General features: G+C 71.0%; 20 protein-coding genes. 11 read left to right on the forward strand and 9 right to left on the reverse strand.

Annotated elements, in window-relative coordinates; all coding sequences use genetic code 11:
- Nucleotides 1-3 precede the first annotated feature (3 nt).
- Nucleotides 4-630: an isochorismatase family protein gene (locus ACGFK0_RS21920; protein WP_392907275.1), complete on the reverse strand. Its 627-nt coding sequence runs from the start codon at nt 628-630 to the stop codon at nt 4-6.
- 271 nt (nt 631-901) lie between these two features.
- Nucleotides 902-1,633, reverse strand: coding sequence for a GntR family transcriptional regulator (locus tag ACGFK0_RS21925; protein WP_392907278.1), 732 nt, complete (start codon nt 1,631-1,633; stop codon nt 902-904).
- A 244-nt stretch (nt 1,634-1,877) separates the two neighbouring features.
- Here ACGFK0_RS21925 and ACGFK0_RS21930 point away from each other — a divergent pair, with 244 nt between their 5' ends.
- The 5 genes from ACGFK0_RS21930 to ACGFK0_RS21950 all read left to right on the forward strand — a co-directional run bounded on the left by ACGFK0_RS21930 (nt 1,878) and on the right by ACGFK0_RS21950 (nt 7,710).
- Nucleotides 1,878-2,651 carry an alpha/beta fold hydrolase gene (locus ACGFK0_RS21930; RefSeq protein WP_392907281.1) on the forward strand — a complete coding sequence of 258 codons (774 nt, stop codon included), beginning with the start codon at nt 1,878-1,880 and terminating at the stop codon, nt 2,649-2,651.
- Between the two features lie 11 nt (nt 2,652-2,662).
- Nucleotides 2,663-3,703 (forward strand): leucyl aminopeptidase, encoded by a 1,041-nt coding sequence (locus tag ACGFK0_RS21935; protein ID WP_392907284.1) that lies wholly within the window; start codon nt 2,663-2,665, stop codon nt 3,701-3,703.
- A gap of 68 nt (nt 3,704-3,771) precedes the next feature.
- Entirely contained in the window at nt 3,772-4,791 is a 1,020-nt protein-coding gene (locus tag ACGFK0_RS21940) for an amidohydrolase family protein (RefSeq protein ID WP_392907287.1), read from the forward strand.
- A gap of 356 nt (nt 4,792-5,147) precedes the next feature.
- On the forward strand, nt 5,148-7,478 hold the full coding sequence (locus tag ACGFK0_RS21945; protein WP_392907290.1) for a pyruvate dehydrogenase: 2,331 nt from the start codon (nt 5,148-5,150) through the stop codon (nt 7,476-7,478).
- A gap of 70 nt (nt 7,479-7,548) precedes the next feature.
- Nucleotides 7,549-7,710 (forward strand): hypothetical protein, encoded by a 162-nt coding sequence (locus ACGFK0_RS21950; RefSeq protein WP_392907612.1) that lies wholly within the window; start codon nt 7,549-7,551, stop codon nt 7,708-7,710.
- A 90-nt stretch (nt 7,711-7,800) separates the two neighbouring features.
- Here the strand turns inward: ACGFK0_RS21950 and ACGFK0_RS21955 are convergent, their stop codons facing one another.
- Nucleotides 7,801-8,247 (reverse strand): MarR family winged helix-turn-helix transcriptional regulator, encoded by a 447-nt coding sequence (locus tag ACGFK0_RS21955; RefSeq protein WP_392907293.1) that lies wholly within the window; start codon nt 8,245-8,247, stop codon nt 7,801-7,803.
- A 155-nt stretch (nt 8,248-8,402) separates the two neighbouring features.
- Here ACGFK0_RS21955 and ACGFK0_RS21960 point away from each other — a divergent pair, with 155 nt between their 5' ends.
- The 4 genes from ACGFK0_RS21960 (at nt 8,403) to ACGFK0_RS21975 (ending at nt 12,383) form a co-directional block, all read left to right on the forward strand.
- Nucleotides 8,403-9,491: an LLM class flavin-dependent oxidoreductase gene (locus ACGFK0_RS21960; protein WP_392907296.1), complete on the forward strand. Its 1,089-nt coding sequence runs from the start codon at nt 8,403-8,405 to the stop codon at nt 9,489-9,491.
- Nucleotides 9,488-10,135, forward strand: a complete 648-nt coding sequence (locus ACGFK0_RS21965) for an NAD(P)H-dependent oxidoreductase (RefSeq protein WP_392907299.1) — start codon at nt 9,488-9,490, stop codon at nt 10,133-10,135. Before ACGFK0_RS21960 ends, ACGFK0_RS21965 begins: the two co-directional genes overlap by 4 nt.
- Nucleotides 10,136-10,263: 128 nt before the next feature.
- A complete protein-coding gene (locus ACGFK0_RS21970; protein WP_392907614.1) occupies nt 10,264-10,956 on the forward strand; it encodes a response regulator transcription factor in 693 nt (230 codons plus the stop codon).
- Entirely contained in the window at nt 10,953-12,383 is a 1,431-nt protein-coding gene (locus tag ACGFK0_RS21975) for an ATP-binding protein (RefSeq protein ID WP_392907302.1), read from the forward strand. The genes ACGFK0_RS21970 and ACGFK0_RS21975 overlap by 4 nt, the downstream gene beginning before the upstream one ends.
- Before the next feature lie 123 nt (nt 12,384-12,506).
- On the opposite strand, the gene ACGFK0_RS21980 is transcribed toward ACGFK0_RS21975, so the two are convergent.
- The 5 genes from ACGFK0_RS21980 to ACGFK0_RS22000 form a co-directional block, all read right to left on the reverse strand.
- Nucleotides 12,507-14,597 carry an MMPL family transporter gene (locus ACGFK0_RS21980; protein ID WP_392907305.1) on the reverse strand — a complete coding sequence of 697 codons (2,091 nt, stop codon included), beginning with the start codon at nt 14,595-14,597 and terminating at the stop codon, nt 12,507-12,509.
- 656 nt (nt 14,598-15,253) lie between these two features.
- Nucleotides 15,254-16,546 (reverse strand): cryptochrome/photolyase family protein, encoded by a 1,293-nt coding sequence (locus ACGFK0_RS21985; RefSeq protein ID WP_392907308.1) that lies wholly within the window; start codon nt 16,544-16,546, stop codon nt 15,254-15,256.
- Nucleotides 16,543-16,677, reverse strand: a complete 135-nt coding sequence (locus ACGFK0_RS21990) for a tryptophan-rich sensory protein (RefSeq protein ID WP_392907312.1) — start codon at nt 16,675-16,677, stop codon at nt 16,543-16,545. The genes ACGFK0_RS21985 and ACGFK0_RS21990 overlap by 4 nt, the downstream gene beginning before the upstream one ends.
- 113 nt (nt 16,678-16,790) lie before the next feature.
- Nucleotides 16,791-16,988 (reverse strand): hypothetical protein, encoded by a 198-nt coding sequence (locus ACGFK0_RS21995; RefSeq protein WP_392907315.1) that lies wholly within the window; start codon nt 16,986-16,988, stop codon nt 16,791-16,793.
- 141 nt (nt 16,989-17,129) lie between these two features.
- Complete coding sequence (locus tag ACGFK0_RS22000; protein ID WP_392907318.1) at nt 17,130-17,513, reverse strand: DUF5997 family protein; 384 nt, start codon at nt 17,511-17,513, stop codon at nt 17,130-17,132.
- 54 nt (nt 17,514-17,567) lie between these two features.
- On the opposite strand from ACGFK0_RS22000, the gene ACGFK0_RS22005 reads away from it, so the two are divergent.
- Nucleotides 17,568-18,251, forward strand: coding sequence for a LysR family substrate-binding domain-containing protein (locus ACGFK0_RS22005; protein WP_392907321.1), 684 nt, complete (start codon nt 17,568-17,570; stop codon nt 18,249-18,251).
- 116 nt (nt 18,252-18,367) lie between these two features.
- Complete coding sequence (locus ACGFK0_RS22010; RefSeq protein ID WP_392907324.1) at nt 18,368-19,978, forward strand: protein kinase; 1,611 nt, start codon at nt 18,368-18,370, stop codon at nt 19,976-19,978.
- 276 nt (nt 19,979-20,254) lie between these two features.
- Here the strand turns inward: ACGFK0_RS22010 and ACGFK0_RS22015 are convergent, their stop codons facing one another.
- On the reverse strand, nt 20,255-20,689 hold the full coding sequence (locus ACGFK0_RS22015) for an arsenate reductase ArsC (RefSeq protein ID WP_392907327.1): 435 nt from the start codon (nt 20,687-20,689) through the stop codon (nt 20,255-20,257).
- Nucleotides 20,690-20,748 lie beyond the last annotated feature (59 nt).

The raw sequence follows: 20,748 nt of genomic DNA on the forward strand, positions 1-20,748 counted from the left end.
GGATCAATCGGCGGCCGGGATGCCCGCGAGGTGGGCGAGCGTTTCGGCGAGGCTGAGGACGTCGGCGTACTTCTGGTTCATGTCGAACAGGCTCGCCTCGTGCGGCCCCCGGGCCCGGTCCGCCACGCACTCCCGCGGCACCAGAACCGGGTATCCCAGCTGCACGGCGTCGACGACGGTCGCGCGCACGCACCCGCTCGTGGTCGCCCCGCACACGATCACCGTGTCGACGCGATCGCGGGTGAGCCGTCCGGCCAGGTCGGTGCCGTGGAACGCCGACGGCCCCCTCTTGACCACGAGTGCCTCGTCGGCCCGCCGACCGAGGCGTTCGTCCAGCCGGACGGCCCGCGACCCCGCCATGAACGTGCGCAGACCGGGCGCCTTGTCCCACCATGCGGTGGCGTCGTGCGGGCCCTCGTGGGCGATCGTTGTGAAGACGCGGGGGAAGCCCCGTTCCCGCGCCGAGGCCAGCAGCACGGCGCACGCCTCGACCTCGGCCGACATGTCGGCCCCGGTGGGGAACGACGGATCGGTGAATCCCTCGCTGAAGTCGACGACGACCACGGCCGGGCGGTGGCCGCGACGTACGGGCCGTCCGAACCCGGCCTCGGTGTAGGTGGCTTCCAGCATGTCCCGCTCTCCTCACTCCGACGGAACGTAGGGCCAAAGTGAACACACTTCATCCAGCGAAGTCAACCCTTTGGCCAACAAAGTGGATCCACTTAATCTACTGGCTCGGAGGTCGCGGTCGCCGCGGGCGCATCGCCGAAGACTCGGCCGCCACGCCGGAGCCGAGTCGCGAAGGTACAGGTCAAGGGAGTGCGGGAGGCGGGTAGGGCGCCAGGGAGTAAAGGTGAGAGCCCGCTCCGTAACCGCCCATGGACGGTGACGGAGCGGGCTGTCAGTCCTGCGCGGTGCCCAGCACCATGCGCAGCGCCGTCCGGACGCCGACCGGCTCGTACTCGGGCGCGGTGTGCGCCATGGTCGTCAGGACGGTCCTCGCGAGATGCCTGACGATCGACTCGACCGCCGTGGACTGGTCGCCGCTCTCCAGCGCCTCGAGCAGCTTCGTGTGCTCCCGGTGCGCGACGTCCAGTGTCTGCACCTCATGAACCCGGTTCTGCGTGATGTACCGCTGGCAGTGCTCCGCCAGGCTCGACATGATCTGCCGCACCTGACCGCCGACGCGCGCGCTGTGTACCGCATGGAAGTCGTGGTGCGCCTGCTGCCACGACTTCCAGTCGCCGGCCTCGGCCAGCGTCTCCATCCGCTCTAGGAGCGCCCTCATCTGCGCAAAGCGCTCCGCGTTCAACTCGGGAAGGGTGAGCGCGACGCCCAGGGACTCCAGGAGGATCCTCGCGCCGTAGACCTGGTCGACGTAGGCGATGTCGATGTCGCTGACGCGTGCGCGCTGGTTGGGCGCGATCTCGAGCAGCCCCTCCTCCTGCAGCATCCGGAAGGCCTCGCGCAACGGCGTGCGGCTGACTCCGAGCGTCCTCGCCAGCTCGGCCTGGGCCACGGTCGACCCCGGCGGCAGCGTCCCGTCGAGGATCAGCCGGCGGACGTGGGCGTGGATGTCGACGACCAGCCGTCGGCCGTCGGCTCGCTGGGGCGACCCGATTTCAACGCTCATCACCATGTCTCCCGGTACGTGGACGGCACACCCGAGCACGGCGAGTCACGGCCGCGTCGTTTCGCGCCCCCAACTGTACTCAACTCTCCACCGTTCCGGAGGAATACTTGACTTTCCCTACGCAAAGTGGATCCACTTCTCCCATGAAACATCAGTTGAAGGCGCCGGTCGGCTCCGATCGCCGGGCCCCGCAGTGACGGGGGAGGGAGGTCCCGCGCCGGAGCCGCGCGGGGACAGCCTGCCGGTGGACGCCGGCGGCCTCCGGCTGCGGGTGCTTCGCTACGGCGGCGGCGGAGGCGCCCCGCCGCTGCTGGTGCTGCCGGGGATCACCACCACGGCGCACGCGGCGGAGTTCATCGCCCTCGCCCTCGCCGACCGGTACACGGTTTACGTGCCGGACCTGCGCGGCCGCGGCAGATCCGGGCGGGCCCCCGCGGGCCACTACACGCTCGGCCACCATGTGGACGACGTCGCCGCCATCGTCGCGTCCCTGCAGCTGGACGCGCCGGCGCTGCTCGGCCACTCGTTCGGCGCGCGCATCGCGGCGGCGTATGCGGTGCGGCACCCCGGACGGCACGGCCGTGTCGTTCTGGTCGACCCGCCGCTGTCGGGTCCGGGCCGGCGGCCCTACCCGACCACCCGGGAGGACTTCCTCGCGCAACTCGGTGAGGCCCGCCGGGCGGCGGGCCTTACCGAACTGATCCGAGCGCGCTACCCGCGCTGGCCGCGGCGTGAGATCGCCATCAGGGCACGGGAACTGCCGACCTGCGACCCCGTTGCCGTCCTGGAGACTCTCGACGGCTTTCACCGCGACGACTTCCACGACCTCTGGCGCCGGCTGCTCCCACCGGTCGCCCTGGTGCGCGGCGAGGCGAGCCCGGTCGTCACCGCCGCCGACTCCGCCGAGCTCGCGCGCGCCAACCCCGCACTCCCGGTGATCTCCGTTCCGGACGCCGGTCACATGGTGCCGTGGGACAACCCGGACGGGTTCTGGGCCGCCCTGCGGAACCACCTCTGAGAGGAATGACGATGTACGACCAGAGCCTGATCCAGGGACTGTTCCGCGGCCAGCTGACACTGTGCGGCGTCCACGAAGGCGAGCGGGTGACCGTGCTGTCGCGGGGGCGCGAACGGCTCGACTACGCCGACGCCTTCATGTATGCGGCCAGAAGCCTCGGCGCCACCACCTTTCACCTGCGCCTGCCGCACCCGCTCCCGGACACGGGAACCTGGTCGGTGGGATCGACCGAGCTCGCCGCGAGCCCCCAGGCGGTCGAGGCGCTGAAGCAGTCGGACATGCTCGTCGACCTGGCGTTCCTGCTCTTCTCACCCGAGCAGTTCGCCGTCCAGGCGGCGGGCACCAGGATCCTCACGGTCGTCGAGCCGGTCGAACTGCTCGCGCGCCTCGCCCCCAGCCCGGCACTGCGCGAGCGGGTCGAGGCCGCCGCCGGACTGCTGGAGAAGGCATCGACGCTGCGCTTCACCAACGAGCACGGCACCGACGTGACCTACCGGCTCGGCGCGTACCCGACCGTTCCCGAATACGGGTACACCGACACACCGGGACGGTGGGACCACTGGCCGGCGGGATTCGTGTTCACCGGGGCCGCGGACGACGGCGTCGACGGCCGGATCGTCCTCGGCCCCGGTGACGTGCTCCTGCCACAGAACCTGTACGTGACCGGCCGCGTCGAGTTCACGATCGAGAAGGGATTCATCACCGACATACGCGGAGGGTTCGACGCGGACCTGATCCGCTCCTACATCACGTCGTTCAACGACCCGCGCGGCTACGGGATGTCCCACATCGGGTGGGGTCTCGACGAACGCGCGCACTGGCACGGGCTCGCACAGCCGTCGTTCCCAGGCGGAATGGGGATGGAGCTGCGCTCCATTTACGGCAACGTCATGTTCTCGATCGGCCCGAACAACGAACTGGGCGGTCCCAACGACACCGCCTGCCACCTCGACATTCCGATGCGCGGGTGCAGCCTGTTCCTCGACGACGAGCCGGTCGTCATCGACGGCGACATCGCGGACCCGGATCTGCGGGCGCCGTCCCGCCGGTGATCCGGACGTCTTCTCGCTCCTCGTCCCCCTCCCCCCGGGACTCTCACCGACACCAACGGAGGTAAGACATGACCGTGGTCGACAGCCAATGGCACTGGTACCCCACCGCGTTCCTCGACGCGCACATCGGAAGGGCACACGGCCCCCGAGCGGTACGGACCGCGGAGGGGTACGTCTATGAAGTCTCGCCCGACGAGGTCTGGAAGTACGACCGGCGGTTCACCGACCTCGACCATCAGGTCAAGGTGCTGGACGAGGCCGGGATCGACATGGCCGTCGTCAGCGTGGCGGCAGCGGGCGACGTCAACGACCGGGAGCGCGAGGAGGCGCACGACCTGTGCCTGCTCCTCAATGAGGAACTGTCCCGGGCCCAGGCGACTCATCCCGGGCGCTTCGCAGGGCTGGCGCACCTCCCGCTCAAGCATCCCGACCTGGCGCTCGACATGCTGGAGGACGCCGTCGGCCGGCTCGGCCTGCGCGGGATCTACCTGCCGGGCAGCATCGACGGGATGTCGGTCGCGGACGAGCGGGTGTGGCCGGTCTACGAGCGGGCGGAGGAACTCGGGCTCCCCCTGTTCCTGCATCCGACCCGCTCCTTCCGGGAACCGAGGGTCACGCCTTACAAGATGGAAGTGACGATCGGATACATGTTCGACACGAGCTTCGCGTCGATGTCCCTCATCGTCGGAGGCGTCCTCGATCGCTATCCACGGCTCAAGATCGTCCATCCGCACGTCGGGGGGACGCTGCCGTATCTGCACGGCCGGATCGACGTTTACCGGGGTAAGGGATGGTGGCCCGACCTGGACCGGCCGTTCGCGGACTACCTGCGCCGGATGTGGTTCGACACGGTCTGCAACCAACCCGAGTCCCTGAGCCTGCTGGCGGAACTGGTCGGGCCTTCGCGGCTGCTGTTCTCCAGCGACTACCCGTACTGGTCGACCCGGCACGGAATCGATCTGGTGCGGAAGGTCATACCGGACGACCAGGTCGCGGGCGTCCTCGGTGGGAACGCCATCGAACTGCTGTCTCCGACGGCAGGGGCGGTGACCTCCCCCGCCTCACCGCCGGCGCCGGTACCGGACTAGGGCGCCCTCCTGCGCCGCGGCCGGTCACTCCACCAGTTCGCGCATGACCAGAGAGGTGTTGGTCCGCTCGACGCCCGGGACCGCGAGGATCTCCCCGGCGATCCGGTAGAGGTCGTCTGCGTCGATCCCGCCCGCTGGGCCAGCGCGATCATGGTGGCCCGCGGCGTGTCGTTCAGGGCCATGAGCAGCCGCGCATCGGTCTGGTCGATGCGGTCCTCACTTCGCATGATGCTCACTTTCTACGCAGGAGATGCCACACGAGCGTGCATTCTGCCCAATGCCTATCGCACATGTTGTGCACCACTGACCTTCATGTTCTTCTTCTAGCAGTCGTATGCACGGTCAGGAGAACGCTGATGAAACAAATGGCAAGCGTGCCGGTCGCCGCGCGGCAGCCCGCCGGGGACACGTTGCGGGAGATCGAGCGCCGGGTGCTGTGGCTGGCGAGTTCGATGATCCACGAGGCCAATCGGGTGCGCCCGAACCCGTCCGGTCTCAAGGTCGGCGGCCACCAGGCCTCGTCGGCGTCCATCGTGTCGATCATGACCGCGCTGTGGTTCGGCCACCTGAGGCCGCAGGACCGGGTGTCGGTGAAACCGCACGCCTCCCCGGTGCTGCACGCGATCAACTACCTGCTCGGCGAGCTGGAGGAGTCCCACCTGCCGACGCTGCGCGCGTTCGGCGGGCTGCAAAGCTACCCGAGCCGCACCAAGGACCCCGATCCGGTGGACTACTCGACCGGCTCGGTCGGGATCGGCGCCACCGCCCCGATCTGGGGTGCGCTGGCCCGCCGCTACGTCGACCATGCGTTCGGCGGCGCCGGGACCGGCCGGCAGTACTCGCTGGTGGGCGACGCGGAGCTGGACGAGGGCGCGGTGTGGGAGGCGATCCTGGAACCCGGCGTGCGCGAGCTCGGGGAGATCGTCTGGATCGTCGACCTGAACCGCCAGTCGCTGGACCGGGTGATCCCCGACATCGCCGCCGAACGGTTGCGCGGGATGTTCGCCGCCGCCGGGTGGCAGGTGCTGACCGTGAAGTACGGGGACCTGCTGGAGGATCTGTTCGGCCGGCCCGGCGGGGACGCGCTGCGCGAGCGCATCGACCGGATGTCCAACCCGGAGTACCAGCGGCTGCTGCGCTGCGGGCCCGGCGAGCTGCGCGAGCGCCTCCCGGGAACCGGTCCGGGGCGCGAGCGGCTCGCCTCACTGATCACCGGGCTGGACGACGCCACCTTGGCGGCCGTCATCGCCGACCTGGGCGGGCATGACCTGACGGCACTGGACCGCGCCTACTCCGCCATCGATGACGATCGGCCCACGGTCGTCTTCGCGTACACCGTGAAGGGGTACGGGCTGCCCACCCACGGCCACCCGCAGAACCATTCCTCGCTGCTGACCACCGCCCAGATGGAGGAGCTGGCGGCCGAGGTCGGCGCCGACCCGGCCCATCCCTGGACGCGGTTCGACCCGGACAGCGCCGCGGGGCTGCTGTGCGCCGAGACGGCGCGTCGGCTGCGCCGCCCCGGCGTCCGGGCGCCCAAGGTGCCGGACCCTCCCCACGACTTCGGCCGCACCCCGACCGGAACGGCGACGACCCAGGCGGCACTGGGCCGCGTGCTGATGGACCTCACCCGTTCGGCGCCCGAGATCGCCCGCAGGGTGGTGACGGTGAGCCCGGACGTCAGTTCCAGCACCAACCTGGGCGGCTGGGTCAACAAGGTGGGCGTCTGGTCGGCTCGGGAACGTCCCAACTGGTTCGCCGACGACTCCGAGACGATCCTGCACTGGCGTGAGCGACCCACCGGACAGCACATCGAGCTGGGCATCGCGGAGACCAACCTGGTCGGGTTGATCGGTGAGCTCGGCACCACCTGGAGCCGGTGGGGCGAGCCACTGCTGCCGATCGGCGTGCTGTACGACCCTTTCGTGCAGCGGGCGGCGGAGCCGTGGTCGTTCGGCATCTACGCGGGCGGCCAGTCGATCCTCGTGGGGACGCCGTCCGGCGTGAGCCTGGCACCGGAGGGCGGCGCGCACCAGTCGATCACCACCCCGTCGCTGGGCATCGAGCAGCCGGGCTGCGTCTCGTACGAGCCGGCGTTCGCCATCGACGTCGAATGGACGCTGCTCGCGTCCATGGCCCGGCTGGGGCGGCCGGACGGCGGCTCGGCGTACCTGCGCCTCTCCACCCGGCCGGTGGACCAGTCGCTCGCTGGCGTTCCACGGGATCCGGCGGCCCGCGAACGGCGCCGGGCGCAGGCGGTCGCGGGAGGCTACCTCCTGAGGCGCACCGAGTCCCCCGCGGTCACCATCGCGGCGATGGGCGCGGTGGTGCCCGAGGCCCTGATCGCGGCGGACCGGCTGGCCGGCCACGGCGTCGACGCCGACGTGGTGTGCGTGACCAGCCCCGGCCTGCTCATGAGCGCGGTGCGCGCCCGCCAGGGCCACGAGGAGGCGTCGAGCTGGATCCTCGACCGCCTCTTCCCCGCCCACCGGGCCGCCCCGCTGGTCACCGTGCTGGACGGCCATCCGCACACGCTGGCGTTCCTGGCGACGATCAACCGGGTGCCGACCACCTCGCTGGGCGTCACGCGGTTCGGCCAGTCGGGGTCCATCGAGGACGTGTACCGCCATCACGGCCTCGACGCCGACGCCATCGTCCGCGCCGGACTCGACCTGGCCGACGGCTGACGCCGGGGCGAGCATCAGCGTCGCGGCGTGCTCTGGGTCATGACCAGCAACCGCGACGGCCGGCGGCGAAATCCAGCGCGCCGCCCTCGCCCGCGCCCTCCTCGCCCGGCCCCGGATCCTCATCTGTGACGAGATCACCTCCGGGCTGGACACGCTCACCCAGGCCACCATCCTCGACCTGCTCGCCGCCTCACCATGGCACTGCTGGGCGACCCGACCGGAACCGGAGTGACCACGTGACCTACGAGATCCGCCCCGCACGCGTCGACGACCTCGACGGCGCGCAGCGTCATGCTCGACACCTTCTACCGCGGGCTCGCCCCTAGTCGCTCTCCGGCCCGAGGCGTGACCAGATCCGCGTGAGGTCGCGCAGGTCGTCGTCGTCGAGACGGTCGAGGAAGAATCGGCGCACGTCGGCATGCTGCTGCTTCCATGCCCTGCGCAGGAGGTTGCGCCCATCGGGTGTCAGGACGGCGACGTAGCCGCGCCCGTCCTCGGCCGCACGCCGGCGCTCGATGAGCCCGCGGCGCTCCAGCCGGTCGGCGAGCCGGGTGAAACCGCCGGTCGACATCAGCCGATCCCTGGCCAGCTCGGACATCCGCATGCCGGAGCGGCCGGCTCGGCCGAGCAGGGACAGGACGCTGTACTCGGCCATGCTCACGCCCAGCGGCGCGATCCCCGCCTCGATCTCACGCCAGATGCGGTCGTGGGCATACAGGAAGCCCTGCCAGGCCTCGTTCTCAAGGTCGCTCAGACGTGGAGTCGCCACGTCCGGAGCGTACCGCGCGCGACCGCCGTCCTCATCGCCGGGCATACATGTCTGCGCAGGCAGCACGCCGGGGTGGAATATCTGCCTGCGCAGACATCTTGTTATGGGTCGGGACGCCGAACGGCGTCCGCACAAGAGACCGTAAGGAGAGCACGTTGCCTACCACCGTCACCGGCGGGCGATCCCCCTTCGAGATCGGCTTCATGACGTTCGCCGAGATCACCGCCGACCCACATACCGGCACGCTTCCCTCCGCACACCAGCGCGCCCGGGAGACCATCGAGCAGGCGCGGCTCGCCGACGAGGCCGGGCTCGACCTGTTCGCCGTCGGCGAGCACCACCGCACCGACTTCGTCGGCTCGGCCCCCTCCGTCGTCCTGGCCGCGGCCGCCCAGGCCACCACGAACATCAGGCTGACCAGCGCGGTCACCGTCCTCGGCTCCGACGATCCGGTGCGGGTCTGGGAGCAGTTCGCCACGCTCGACCAGATCTCCGGGGGCCGGGCCGAGATCATCGCCGGCCGCGGCTCCTACACCGAGTCCTTCCCCCTCTTCGGCTACGACCTGGCCGACTACGCCGACCTGTACCGCGAGAAGCTCGACCTGCTGCTGCGGATCCGCGCACAGAACCCCATCACCTGGAAAGGACGGTTCCGCCCCGCACTGGACGCCGCCGACGTCGGTCCCCGCGCGCTGCAGGAGGAACTGCCGATCTGGGTCGGCGTCGGAGGAACCCCCGCCTCCGCCATCAGCACCGGCCGGCTCGGCCTCCCCATGGCCATGGCGCTGCTGCTCGGGCCGATCACCCACCACCGGCAGACCGTCGACCTGTACCGAGAAGCCGCAAAGCAGGCCGGGCACGACCCCGCCGCGCTGCGCACCAGCATCAACCTTCACGGCCACGTCGGGCGTACCAGCCAGGGCGCCCGCGACACGATGTACCCCTACTTCGCGAAGGGCATGATGGCCAACAACCACCAGCGCGGCCGCGGGTTCGCGATGCCGCGGGCCGCCTTCGAAGCCCAGACCTCCCCCAGCGCCGGTCTCGTCGTCGGCAGCCCGCAGGAGGTCATCGAGAAGCTGCTGGCCTACCACGAGCTCTACGGCCTGGACCGCGCCCTGATCCAGATCGGCTTCGGCGGGATGCCGCAGAAGGACGTCCTCGATGCGATCGAACTGCTCGGCACCGAGGTCGCCCCCGTCGTACGCCGCGAGGTCGGCGCCCGGAAGGAGCAGGCGGCATGACCACCACCGCGAGCGACCAGCGGGCTCTCACCGGCGGCCGCACCGGCCGTGCCCCCTCCCAGGAGGAGGCTCGGACACTGCGGGTGGTGGTCGTCAACGGCAGCCCGAGCGAGAAGTCCAAGACCGCCGGACTGGCCGGCGTCGTGCTGCAGACGCTCACCAGCGTGCTCGCCGTCCACGACGTCGCGGTCGAGCACACCCGGATCGACGTCTACCGGCTCGGCCCCGCCTTCACCGGAGCCTTCGAGAGGGAGGGCATCGCCCCCGAGATCGAGGACGCGCTCCGCCGCGCCGAGGACGCCGACCTGCTCATAGCCGCCACCCCGGTGTTCCGCGGCTCGTACACCGGCCTGTTCAAGCACTTCTTCGACCTGGTCGACCAGTACGCACTCGCGAACAAGCCGGTCTTCCTCGCCGCCACCGGCGGCGGGGATCACCACGCGCTGGTCCTGGAGCACGCCCTTCGCCCGTTGTTCGGGTTCTTCCAGTCGATGACCCTCCCGGTCGCCGTCTTCGCATCCTCCGGCGACTTCGACGGCACCACGCTCCTCACCCCGCGCGTCTACGGCCGCATCGAGATGGCCGTCGAGGACGTGAGCGACATCCTCACGCTCGTGGCGACTCGCGGGAAGCCGGCTGACTGACAGGTCACTTGCTCGGCTGGGGAACCTTGCAGTTGCGGTGGGGTCTCCCCGGCGACGCGCTAATCCTGCTCTCAGGTTGATCGGGGACAATGAGCGGCAAAAGCATCGACTGGAGGGGGCGGGCCGGCGTGCGGATCATGATCGCGGATGATGAGAGGGCCATCCGTGAGTCGCTGGAGCGGGTGCTCCAGGTCGAGGGTTACGACACCAGCACCGTCGCCAACGGTCTCGCCGTGCTCGACGGGGTCGGGGGGGCCGGCGGCGGCACGCTGGATCTGCTGATCCTCGACGTGATGATGCCCCGCCTCGGCGGGTTGGAGACCTGCCGGCGGTTGCGGGCCGCGGGCCGGGATCTGCCGGTGCTGATGCTGACCGCCCGTGACCAGGTCTCCGACCGGGTCGCGGGACTGGACGCGGGCGCCGACGACTACCTGCCCAAGCCGTTCGCCACCGAGGAGTTGCTGGCCCGGGTGCGGGCCCTGCTGCGCCGGCGCACGCCGCCCGACGGGGAGTCGCAGGTCCTGTCGTTCGCCGACGTCCGGCTCGATCCCGACAGGTTCGAGGCGTGGCGGGGCGAGCGGCCGCTGCGCCTGACCCGGACCGAGTTCTCCCTCCTGGAGGTCCTCCTGCGCAACGCGACCCGGGTCTTGACCCACGACGCGCTGTTCGAGGCGATCTGGGGCTTCGACATGTGCGCCAGCGCCAACAACCTCCAGGTATACGTGAGCTACCTGCGCCGCAAGATGGAGGCCGAGGGTGAGCCGCGATTGATCTACACGCTGCGCGGCCTGGGATACACGTTGCGGGAGACTCCTCCGTGAGCAGGCCCGCCGGCCGGGAACCGCGCCGGCTGACCCGATGGTGGCGCCGGCGGTCCCTGCGGACCAGGCTGACGATGATCGCGGCGACGGCCATCGCGGTCAGCGTGTTCGTGGCCTTCCAGGTGGGCATCGAGCTCCTGAACTGGGAGCTGCAGGACACCGCCGAGAATCGGCTACGCGCCGACTCCCGCGTCCTGGCGACGGACGCGGAGCGCGCCGGTCTGGCGCAGGTCCAGCTACCGCCGTATCCCGGATCCGGTCAGCTGGTGCGGGTCATCCTGCCCGACGGCTCGACCCGGACGCCGGCCGGCCAACCCGCGCTGCCCCCGGTCAGCGAGCACGCCGGGCGCGTGGCGCAGGGCGCGTCGGCCGGCCTGATGGAGTCGAACGACAGCGACGGCTACTTCATCTACACGTTGCGGGCGGGCGACGGCGCGGTCCAGGTGGCCCGCGTCGCCGACGACGACAGCCCGATCACCCGGTTCGGGTTGGGCATGCTGCTGATCGGGCTGCTCTGCGTGGTCGGCGGCGCCCTTGTCGGGCGGGCCGTGGCGCGGACCGGGCTGGCACCGATCGACCGGCTGACCGCCGCCGCGGTACGTGTCGCGCACACCCGGGATCTCGACGCCGACATCCCGGATGAGGGCGGTGGGGAGATCCGGCGGCTGATTCAGTCGATCAACGACATGCTCGCCGCGCTCCGGGACTCCCGGCGGGCTCAGCGGCTGCTCGCCGAGGACGCCGCCCACGAGCTCAAGACCCCGCTCACCAGCCTGCGCCTCAACGTCGAGCTGCTGATCCGGCTCGATCGGCGCGGCACCCTGGACAGCGCACTGCCGGCGGAGAGCCGGACCCGGCTGCTCGACGATCTCGGCGCCCAGGTGGCCGAGTTGAGCACCCTTGCCGCCGAGCTGACCGACCTGGCGCGCGGTGACGTCAGCGACGAGAGCACCGAGCTGCTCGACCTCGCCGACGTGGTGGTGGCCGCCGCGACCCGGGCGCGTTCCCGCGTGCCCGACATCGAGGTCGCGCTCGACGAGACCTCCGTGTGGGTGAGCGGGCGTCCCGCCGCGCTCCAGCGGGCGGTGCTCAACCTCATCGACAACGCCGGCAAGTGGTCCCCCGCGGACCAGCCGGTCCAGGTCCGGCTCCGAGCCGAGGGCGCGTCGGCGGTGCTCGAGGTCGACGACGCCGGGCCGGGCATCGACGCCGCCGACGTACCGCGGGTGTTCGACCGGTTCTACCGTGCCGACAGCGCCCGGGCGTTGCCGGGATCCGGTCTGGGGCTGTCGATCGTGCAGCGGGTCGTCGACGCCCACGGCGGCCGGGCCACCGTCGCCCGCTCCGCACGCGGTGGCGCGCTGCTTCGGGTCGACCTTCCGGCCGCGGCCCCGCCCGCCCCGACCGCGCGGCTCACCGCCGGATAGGACACCGCGGTGCGCTGACCCGCCCCGGCGCGTGGCGCAGGCCCGAAGGGCGGCCGTCGGGCCCATGACGAGATCCGGGACGGGCCTGGGTCCCCGTCCCGGATCTCGTCCGTGCCGACGCGCTCACCGTTGCAGCGTGGGCTCCTGGTCGTCGGCGAGCGGCTGTCGACCGTCCGGCAGTTCCGCCGCTGGACGGGACAGCCGGTTCGGCCACCAGATCCGCCGGCCGATCAGCAGGGTGAGGGCGGGCACCAGGACCGACCGCACCAGCAGGGCGTCGAGCAGCACGCCGAAGGCGACCAGGAACCCGACCTCGATCAGCATCACCAGCGGAAGTGTCGTGAGGACCGCGAACGTGGCCGCCAGGACCACGCCTGCCGAGGTGATGACGCCACCGGTGGCGGAGAGGGCTTTGAGCATGCCCTCCCTGGTGCCGAGACGCACGGTCTCCTCCCGGGCCCGGCTGGTCAAGAAGATGTTGTAGTCGACGCCGAGCGCCACCAGGAACAGGAATGCCAGCAGCGGCACCGAATAGTCGATGCCCTTGAACCCGAGGATCGTGTCGAAGACGAACACGCTGCCGCCGAAGGCCGCGGCGAATGAGACGATCACGGTGGCCATCAGGACCAGCGGGGCCACGATCGCGCGCAGCAGCAGCCCGAGGACGATCAGGACGACGGCGAGCACCAGCGGCATCACCAGCCTCTCGTCGCGGCTGGTGGTCACCTCGGTGTCGAGGTTCTCCGCGCTCGGCCCGCCGACGATCGCCTCCGCCCCGCTCACCGCGTGCACGGCGGTGCGCACCCGCTTGATCGTGTCGTACTCCGCGGCGGTTTCCGGCGCGTCCGCCGGGAACGCGGAGATGTTGGCCCAGCCACCGCTGGTCTCCTCCGGGACGGCCAGGGCCACACCGCGAGTGTCCTTGACGATGTCGAGCACCCGCTCCTGGTGCGCCGGCCGCGTCAAGATCGTCATCGGCTGGCCGCCGAGCTCCGGGAAGTGCTGGCTGAGAACGGTGAACCCGGTGACCGACTCCGGCGCGGACAGGAACTGGTCCTGCTCCCGCAGGGTGCCGGTGTCGCCCGCCAGCCCGATGGCGAGCATGCCGAGGATTCCGAACGAGCCGAGCGTCGCAACCCACCGGCGGCGGTTGATGGCGGTGCCAAGCCGTCCCCACAGCCCCGGCTTCTCCTCCACGGCCGTGCTGAACCGCGGGATGGCCGGCCAGAAGATCCGCCTGCCGAGCACCACGAGCACCGCCGGGAACAGCGTCAGCATGGCCACCAGCGCGCACAGGATGCCGGCCGCACCGATCGGGCCCAACCCGCTGGTGCTGTTCAGGTCCGCGACGAGCAGGCAGAGCAGGCCGGCGACCACGGTGGCCGCGGACGCGACGATGGCCGGCGCCGCGCTGCGTAGCGCGTGGACCATCGCGACCCGGACGTTCTCGTGGTGGTGCAGTGTCTCCCGGTACCGGGAGATGAGCAACAGTGCGTAGTCCGTGCCGACGCCGAATACCAGGATCGTCAGCAGCGCCGAGTTCTGGCTGTTGACCACGATGCCGAAGCCCTTGACGAGCAGGTAGACGGTCGCCATCGCGGTCAGTGCGGCCGCGCCCACGGCCACCAGCGGGATCAACCACAACACCGGGCTGCGGTAGGTGAGGATGAGCAGGAGCGTGACGACGACGACGGTGGTGAGGAGGACCTGCAGGTCGATGCCGTCGAAGACGGCGTCCATGTCGCCGTCGATTGCGGCCGGGCCGGTCACGTCGAGTTCCAGGCCGGCGGGGCGGTCCTTCGCGGCGTCACGCAACGGGCCGACGACGGCCTCCGGTTCGCCGTAGGTCGTGCTCACCGGGAGGGTGAACATCATCGCCTCGCCGTCGGTGGAGGATCTCGTCGGTGGGCCCTCGTCCTCGCCGCCGGCGGGGGCCGCCTCCTTCGGCGGGTACCGCTTGGCAAGGGTGTTGTAGTGGCGCTCGACCGTCGTGCGGTCGGCGTCGGTCATGCCGCCGGCGCGGTGGTACACGAAGACGAACGTGTTGTCGTCACCCCCGGGGAGACCGTCCTCCAGCACCGCCACCTTGGTGGACTCTGCACTGGCCGGCAGGGTGTCCGCGGCGCTGTCGGTGGTGACCGAGCTCAACTTTCCGCTCAGCGGCACCATGAACGCCGCCAGCACCATCCACAGGCCGATCACCAACCACGGCACCCACCGACCGGCCAACCGACCGGCCGGCGCTTTCCCGGACGGCGCTGCGTTGACTGCCATCACTGGCCTCCTACATACGGGTCACTCCGCTGATCTGATGCCTGATTCCTACCGAGCGAACCTGAGACGACCGTTAATACCGAGGTGCCCCGGCTTCTGTGATGGGAGGCGAACCAGGAGGAGCTCGTGTCGCCCTATCCCGAGGCTGCGCTGTCGTGCTCGGCAGCCCAGAGGCGTTGGTGCGGTTGCGTGGTCCGGCCGGGAGTCCGCTGACGGTGGCCGAGTGGCTGGTGCGCTGGCCGGGCGGATGTTCCGAAACCCGCGGCGGACGCGGGCGGGGGTGAGGCGGCCGGGCTCGGCGGGTTTCTCCCAGGGCCGTCGTAGGTCCTTGGCGAGCCGCCGAGCGAGCCGGAGCTGTGTTTGGGAAGGATCTTGTCGCCGGGTTGCGCCGTGAGGACGTCGCCGTCCTGGCCGGGGTGAACGCCGACTACTACACCCGCCAGGTACCGGCTCCGCCGTATCGTTGAGGGATGCGGAGCGGGCGTGAGTCGCCGCGAGGTGCTAAGCCGACGCGTCCGAGACCACGTCGGTGCCCCCAGACGCCCGGTCGAGGGCGGACAGGTCCGCACTCCCTGCGCTGGTCACAGGTCGACCGGTCACTCGGGGAGGAGGATGGGCTCCGGATAGTCGAGCGTGCGCCGCACGGGCGCGGGTAGGGCCCATGGGCGGTGGACGCGCGAACCCTCGACGCCGGCGAGTTCGGGCACGTACCTGCGGACGTAGTCGCCGCGCGGGTCGAAACGGGACGCCTGCCGGAGCGGGTTCATGACCCGTTCCGGCCGGGTGCTGTTTCCGGTGCCGGCGACCCACTGCCAGTTCCCCGCGTTGTCGGCGATGTCACCGTCGGCGAGCCATTCCTCGAAGTGCCGCAGGCCGGCGCGCCAGTCGATCTGGAGGTTGCGGGTCAGGAAGGAGGCGGTGATGAGCCGTGCACGGTTGTGCATGAAGCCTTCGCGGTGCAGTTGGCGCATGCCAGCGTCCACGATCGGGATTCCGGTTCTGCCGGCGCGCCATGCGGCCAGGGCGTCCCGGTCGTCGTTCCAGTGCTGTCCGCGCGGCCGGTAGTCCTGGTTGCGCAGTCCGGGGAAGGCCGAGGCGACCTGGTGGTGGAAGTCGCGCCATGCCAGCTGGCGGCGGAACGCGTCCGGCCCGGCGCCCGCCAGTTCCCGAGGTGAGACGCAGCCGAATTTCACGTACGGGCTGAGCCGGGACGTCCGGTCGGCGGCGAGGTCGTCGTGGACCTTGTCGTAGGCGGCGGCGTCCCGGTGCAGCCAGTCGGCCACGCGCCGGCGTCCCTTCCGCTCGCCGCCGGGCGCGAGGTCGGGGGAGGTCTGGCCCGGCGTCAGCTCGGCGAGCGGCGGCAGCCGGCCCGCCTCGACACCGGACGGCAGGCGGACCGCCCCGGGCACGTCCGCGAGCGGACGCCACCGGGCCGCCTCCCAGGCCCGCCAGTACGGGGTGAACACCCGGAAGTGGTCCCCGCTGAGGGGCGTGAGTTCGCCCGGCGGGACGACCGTGATGCCGGGGTGCACCGAAATGTCCAGTGCGAGTCGGCGCAGCTGGGCGAGGCGCCGGGTCGCGTACGCCGACCGCTCGTCGGCCAGGAACAGTGACCCGGCGCGCGTGTCCTCGGCCAGCCGGGCGACCTCGGCGACCGGGTCGCCGCGCGCCACCACCAGGTCGCCGCCCAGCTCGCGCAGCGACCCGCGGAGGTCCGCGAGGCAGTCCAGGAGGAACCGGACGCGGTTGGGCGCGGCGAACGGACCGTCCAGGATCGCCCGGTCGAAGACGAATACCGGAACGACGCGGCCGGCCTGGCAGGCGGCGGCCAGCGCCGGGTTGTCGCGCACCCGCAGATCGCGGGTGAAGAGCATGATCGAGGTGCTCATCGCCGGCGATCGCGACGGTTGCGGTAGGCGATGTCGCCGTTCAACGCCGTGGCGAACGCGCACCACACCGCGTACGGGACCAGCGCGGCCCCCGCGGCGGTTCCCCCGTACGTCCTCCACCGGCTCCCCATCGGCCCCCACCTTGCTCGACCTCCAGTGTCATGCACCCGGCCCTTCCCACTGAGGCGGCGTCCTCACACCCGCGCCACCACTTCACGATGACGCGGTCGCAGAGCCCGACGTGTCATGTGCTCGGCTGGGGGACCTTGCAGTCGGCGGTGGGGTTGAGACCGATGTAGTTGAGCGGACCGGAGGCCAGGGTGATTCCGATCGTGGCGATTCTGGCGCAGCTGCCGTCGAACTGGGTGTAGTAGTGGCGCTGTCCCGCGGCGAGCGCTCCTATGATCAGCCAGGCGACGAGCATCCACCGTCCGGACCTCATCACTACCTCCGGTGACCGCTTCGCCGACTCTGGGGGTACGACAGTAACGACAAGGTCGTCCATAGTTAAGCAAGTCGGGCCGGGTGTGTCATGTCGCCAACGTCTCGCGCGGCCCGGCGACGGGCTCGGGAACCCGGATGGTCAGGCGTTGGTGCGCTGCTGCTTGAGGCGGAGTTCCTCCTTGCGGACCTCGGCTTGGACGGCCTGCTCGCGTTCCAGCCAGTCGGGCCCTTCGGCCTTCAGGTTCTCGATCTCGGCCGTGGTGAGCGGGCCCGTGATGCCGCCGCGGGCCAGACCTGAGATGGAGACGCGGAGCCTGGCGGCCACGACCTGGCGGGGGTGGGGCCCCTCACGGCGCAGGTTCGCCAGCCATGAGGGCGGGTCGGCTTGGAGCGCGTTCAGTTCGTCCCGGGAGACAGGACCTTCCTGGAACTCGGCGGGTGCTGCCGACAGCAGGATCCCCAGCTTCTTGGCCGCCGTCGCGGACTTCATGGTCTGCGGGGTCTTTGCTTTGGACGTGCCCATGTCTCAAGGGTAGCCAGCGAAAGGGAACCGTCTGGACGTGACTAGGGTGGCGGAGTGACCGATGGTGAGTTCCGGCTGGCCTACGTGCCGGGGGTGACGCCCGCGAAGTGGGCCGGGGTGTGGGCCGAGCGGGTCCGGGAGGTGCCGCTCCGCCTGCTGCAGATGCCGGCGGCCGAGGTCGTCCCCGTGCTGCGGAACGGCGGCGTGGACGCGGCGTTCGTACGCCTGCCCGTCGACCGCGAGGCCCTCCATGTGATCCCGCTGTACCTGGAGACGACCGTGGTCGTGGTGCCCAAGGATCACGCGGTGGCCGCGGTGGAGGAGGTGGAGCTCGCCGATCTCGCCGACGAGGACGTTTTCGAGCCGCTCGACGACGTCCTGACCTGGGACGGCCGTCCCGGGCAGTCTGCCTTCACCCGTCCTGAGAGCACCGCCGGCGCGATCGGGTTGGTGGCGTCGGGAACCGGCGTCCTGCTGCTCCCGCAGTCTCTGGCCCGCCTCCACCACCGCAAGGACCTCACCTACCGAACCGTGACCGACGCTCCTCAGTCCCAGATCGGCCTGGCCTGGCTCGAGGCCGAGACGACCGACCTCATGGAGGAACTGATCGGCATCGTCCGCGGCCGCACCCCCAACAGCTCCCGCGGCCGCAATCCCCGGCAGCAGCCCGCCCGTAAGAAGCCACCGCAACAGCGCCCCGCCTCCAAGCACCGCCGCCAGAAGCGCCGCCGGAGATGAGGAACCCGTAGCTTGGAGCGGACGGCATGCCGGCCCGTGGATCGGGATCTGAACTCCGGTGGCGGCCGGGGAAGGGCCCTCCTATCCTGCTCTTGATCTTGGAACAGGGGGGACGCGTGGAGGCTTTGAAGCCCGGCGATCCGCAGACGATGGGCGAGTACCGGCTCCTCGGCCGGCTGGGCGCCGGCGGCATGGGACGGGTCTTCCTGGGCCGCTCCCGCAGCGGGCGGACGGTGGCCGTCAAGGTGGTGCACCCCGAGTTCGCCCGGGACCCGCAGTTCCGGCGGCGGTTCCGCCGCGAGGTGAAGGCGGCGCAGCGCGTCGGAGGGGCCTGGACGGCGCCGGTCCTGGACGCCGACACCGACTCCGACACCCCCTGGGTCGCCACCGGCTATGTGCCGGGTCCCTCGCTCGAAGACCTGGTGGAGCGGCACGGCCCGCTGCCCACCGCGTCCGTCCTGGCCCTGGCGTCCGGGCTGGCCCACGCGTTGCAGGCCGTGCACGCCGTAGGGCTGATCCACCGCGACCTCAAACCGTCCAACGTGCTGGTGACCATCGACGGGCCGCGGGTGATCGACTTCGGCATCGTCAAGTCGGTCGATGACAGCGTCGTCACCCGCACCGGCGCCCTGGTCGGCACGCCCGCCTTCATGTCGCCCGAGCAGGTGCGCGGTAGCGAGCTCGGCCCCGCCAGCGACGTCTTCAGCCTGGGCTCGGTGCTGGCGTACGCGGCGACGGGCCGCCGACCGTACGGGACGCGCGTGCACGGTGTGCACGCCCTGCTCCTCCAGGTGACGCAAGGCCGCCCCGACCTCGGTGATCTGTCCGGGCCGGTCGGCGATCTCGTGGAGTCCTGCCTGGTGCAGGCACCGCAGGAGCGCACCACGCCGGCCGCGATCCTGGACGCGCTACCGCCGATGCCGCCCTCCTGGCTGCCCGCCGAGGTCGTCAGCGAACTGGGCCGTCACGCCGTCGGCCTGCTCGATCTGGAGAACCCCGCGGCTGCGCCGTCCACACCGGACCCGGCGCCGGCACCGTCCCGACCGGTCCCGGAGTCTGCCGTGGACCAGTCCTCCGCAATGGCCGTGCCCACGCCGGAGGGGTTCCCCACGTCTTCGGGCGGGCCCGCGGCCGCCGTCCCGCCCGCCGTGCGCCGTACCCCGCGTACCAGGATCTATCTGGCGACCGGGGCCGCCGCGACGACCGCCGTCGTCGCGATCGGAGCCGCCATCGCCCTCAACAGCGACCGGACCGCCGCCGATGGGGCTCCGCGGCCGTCCCGTACGGTCCGGGGCGACGTCCCGGCGGGCATGCTCGGGACCTGGGAAGGATCCACCAACAAGGCCGACACTGAGTCGGGAACCCTGAGCCGCGTCCGCCGCAACTCGGTGCCCGGCGCCCTGCGCGGACGCTGGACCGGGACCTCCGGTGCGATCACCGCCGTCCCCACCGAAGGCGCGGGCATGCGCCGGACATTCGTCCTGACCGACGGCACCGTCGGCACCGAAGCCGTCAGAATCAGCACGACGAACGCCGTCGGGCTCACCTGCGAGTCGACGGCCCTGCTCGTCTCCGCCGAGGACCCCATCCTCGCTTTTCCCAACCGGCTGCTCACCCAGGACCCGCGCTGCGTGCTCGGCGAGCTGCAGAGCCTGACACCGCGAGGTCAGGGCCTCGTCTGGGAGGATCCCGAAGTAGGTGAAAGCGCCAACCTCCAGCGTTCCTGACCGGCCTCGGTCACACCCCGCCACGCCGGAGCAGACTGTCGCGACCGTGCTCGCCCCGCTCCCCGAACCCGCCCGCGCCGCCTACACCACCCGGTGGCAGCCCACCTGCGCCGCCCTGAACCGCTAAAGCGCCGTCGCGTAACCGGGCCCTGGCGCGCCGACCGCGTTCTTCGTGCAAGCGTCCCGATGATGCCAAGCCAACGCGTCAGGTCCAGGTTGTGGAAGCCGCACCAGGATCCCGACTTCCGGGCTGCTCGGCGGTCGCGGGTCGCCGGCTCAACTCGACCGGGGGCCGCGTTCGTCGGATCGGTCGCCGGTGAGTTCGGCGGTGAGTCGTTCGATGCGGGCGCGGATTTCGTCGCGGATGGGGCGGACGGCGTCGACGCCCTGTCCGGCGGGGTCGTCGAGTTCCCAGTCGAGGTAGCGCTTGCCGGGGAAGACGGGGCAGGTGTCGCCGCAGCCCATGGTGATGACGACGTCGGAGGCCTGGACGGCGTCGGTGGTGAGGATCTTGGGTGTTTCGGCGGAGACGTCGATGCCCTCCTCGGCCATGGCCTGCACGACGGCGGGGTTGACCTGGTCGGCGGGGGCCGATCCGGCGGAGCGGACTTCGACCCTGTCGCCGGCGAAGTGGGCGAGGTAGGCGGCGGCCATCTGGGACCGTCCGGCGTTGTGGACGCAGACGAACAGGACGCTGGGCTTGTCGGGCATCGGTTTCCTCGCTGGTCGAGCATGGTGAGCAGGCCGGTGGTGAGCACGTCGGTGGTGAG

Origin of the sequence: Spirillospora sp. NPDC048823, from assembly GCF_043198445.1 — a bacterium.
Taxonomy (GTDB): domain Bacteria; phylum Actinomycetota; class Actinomycetes; order Streptosporangiales; family Streptosporangiaceae; genus Spirillospora.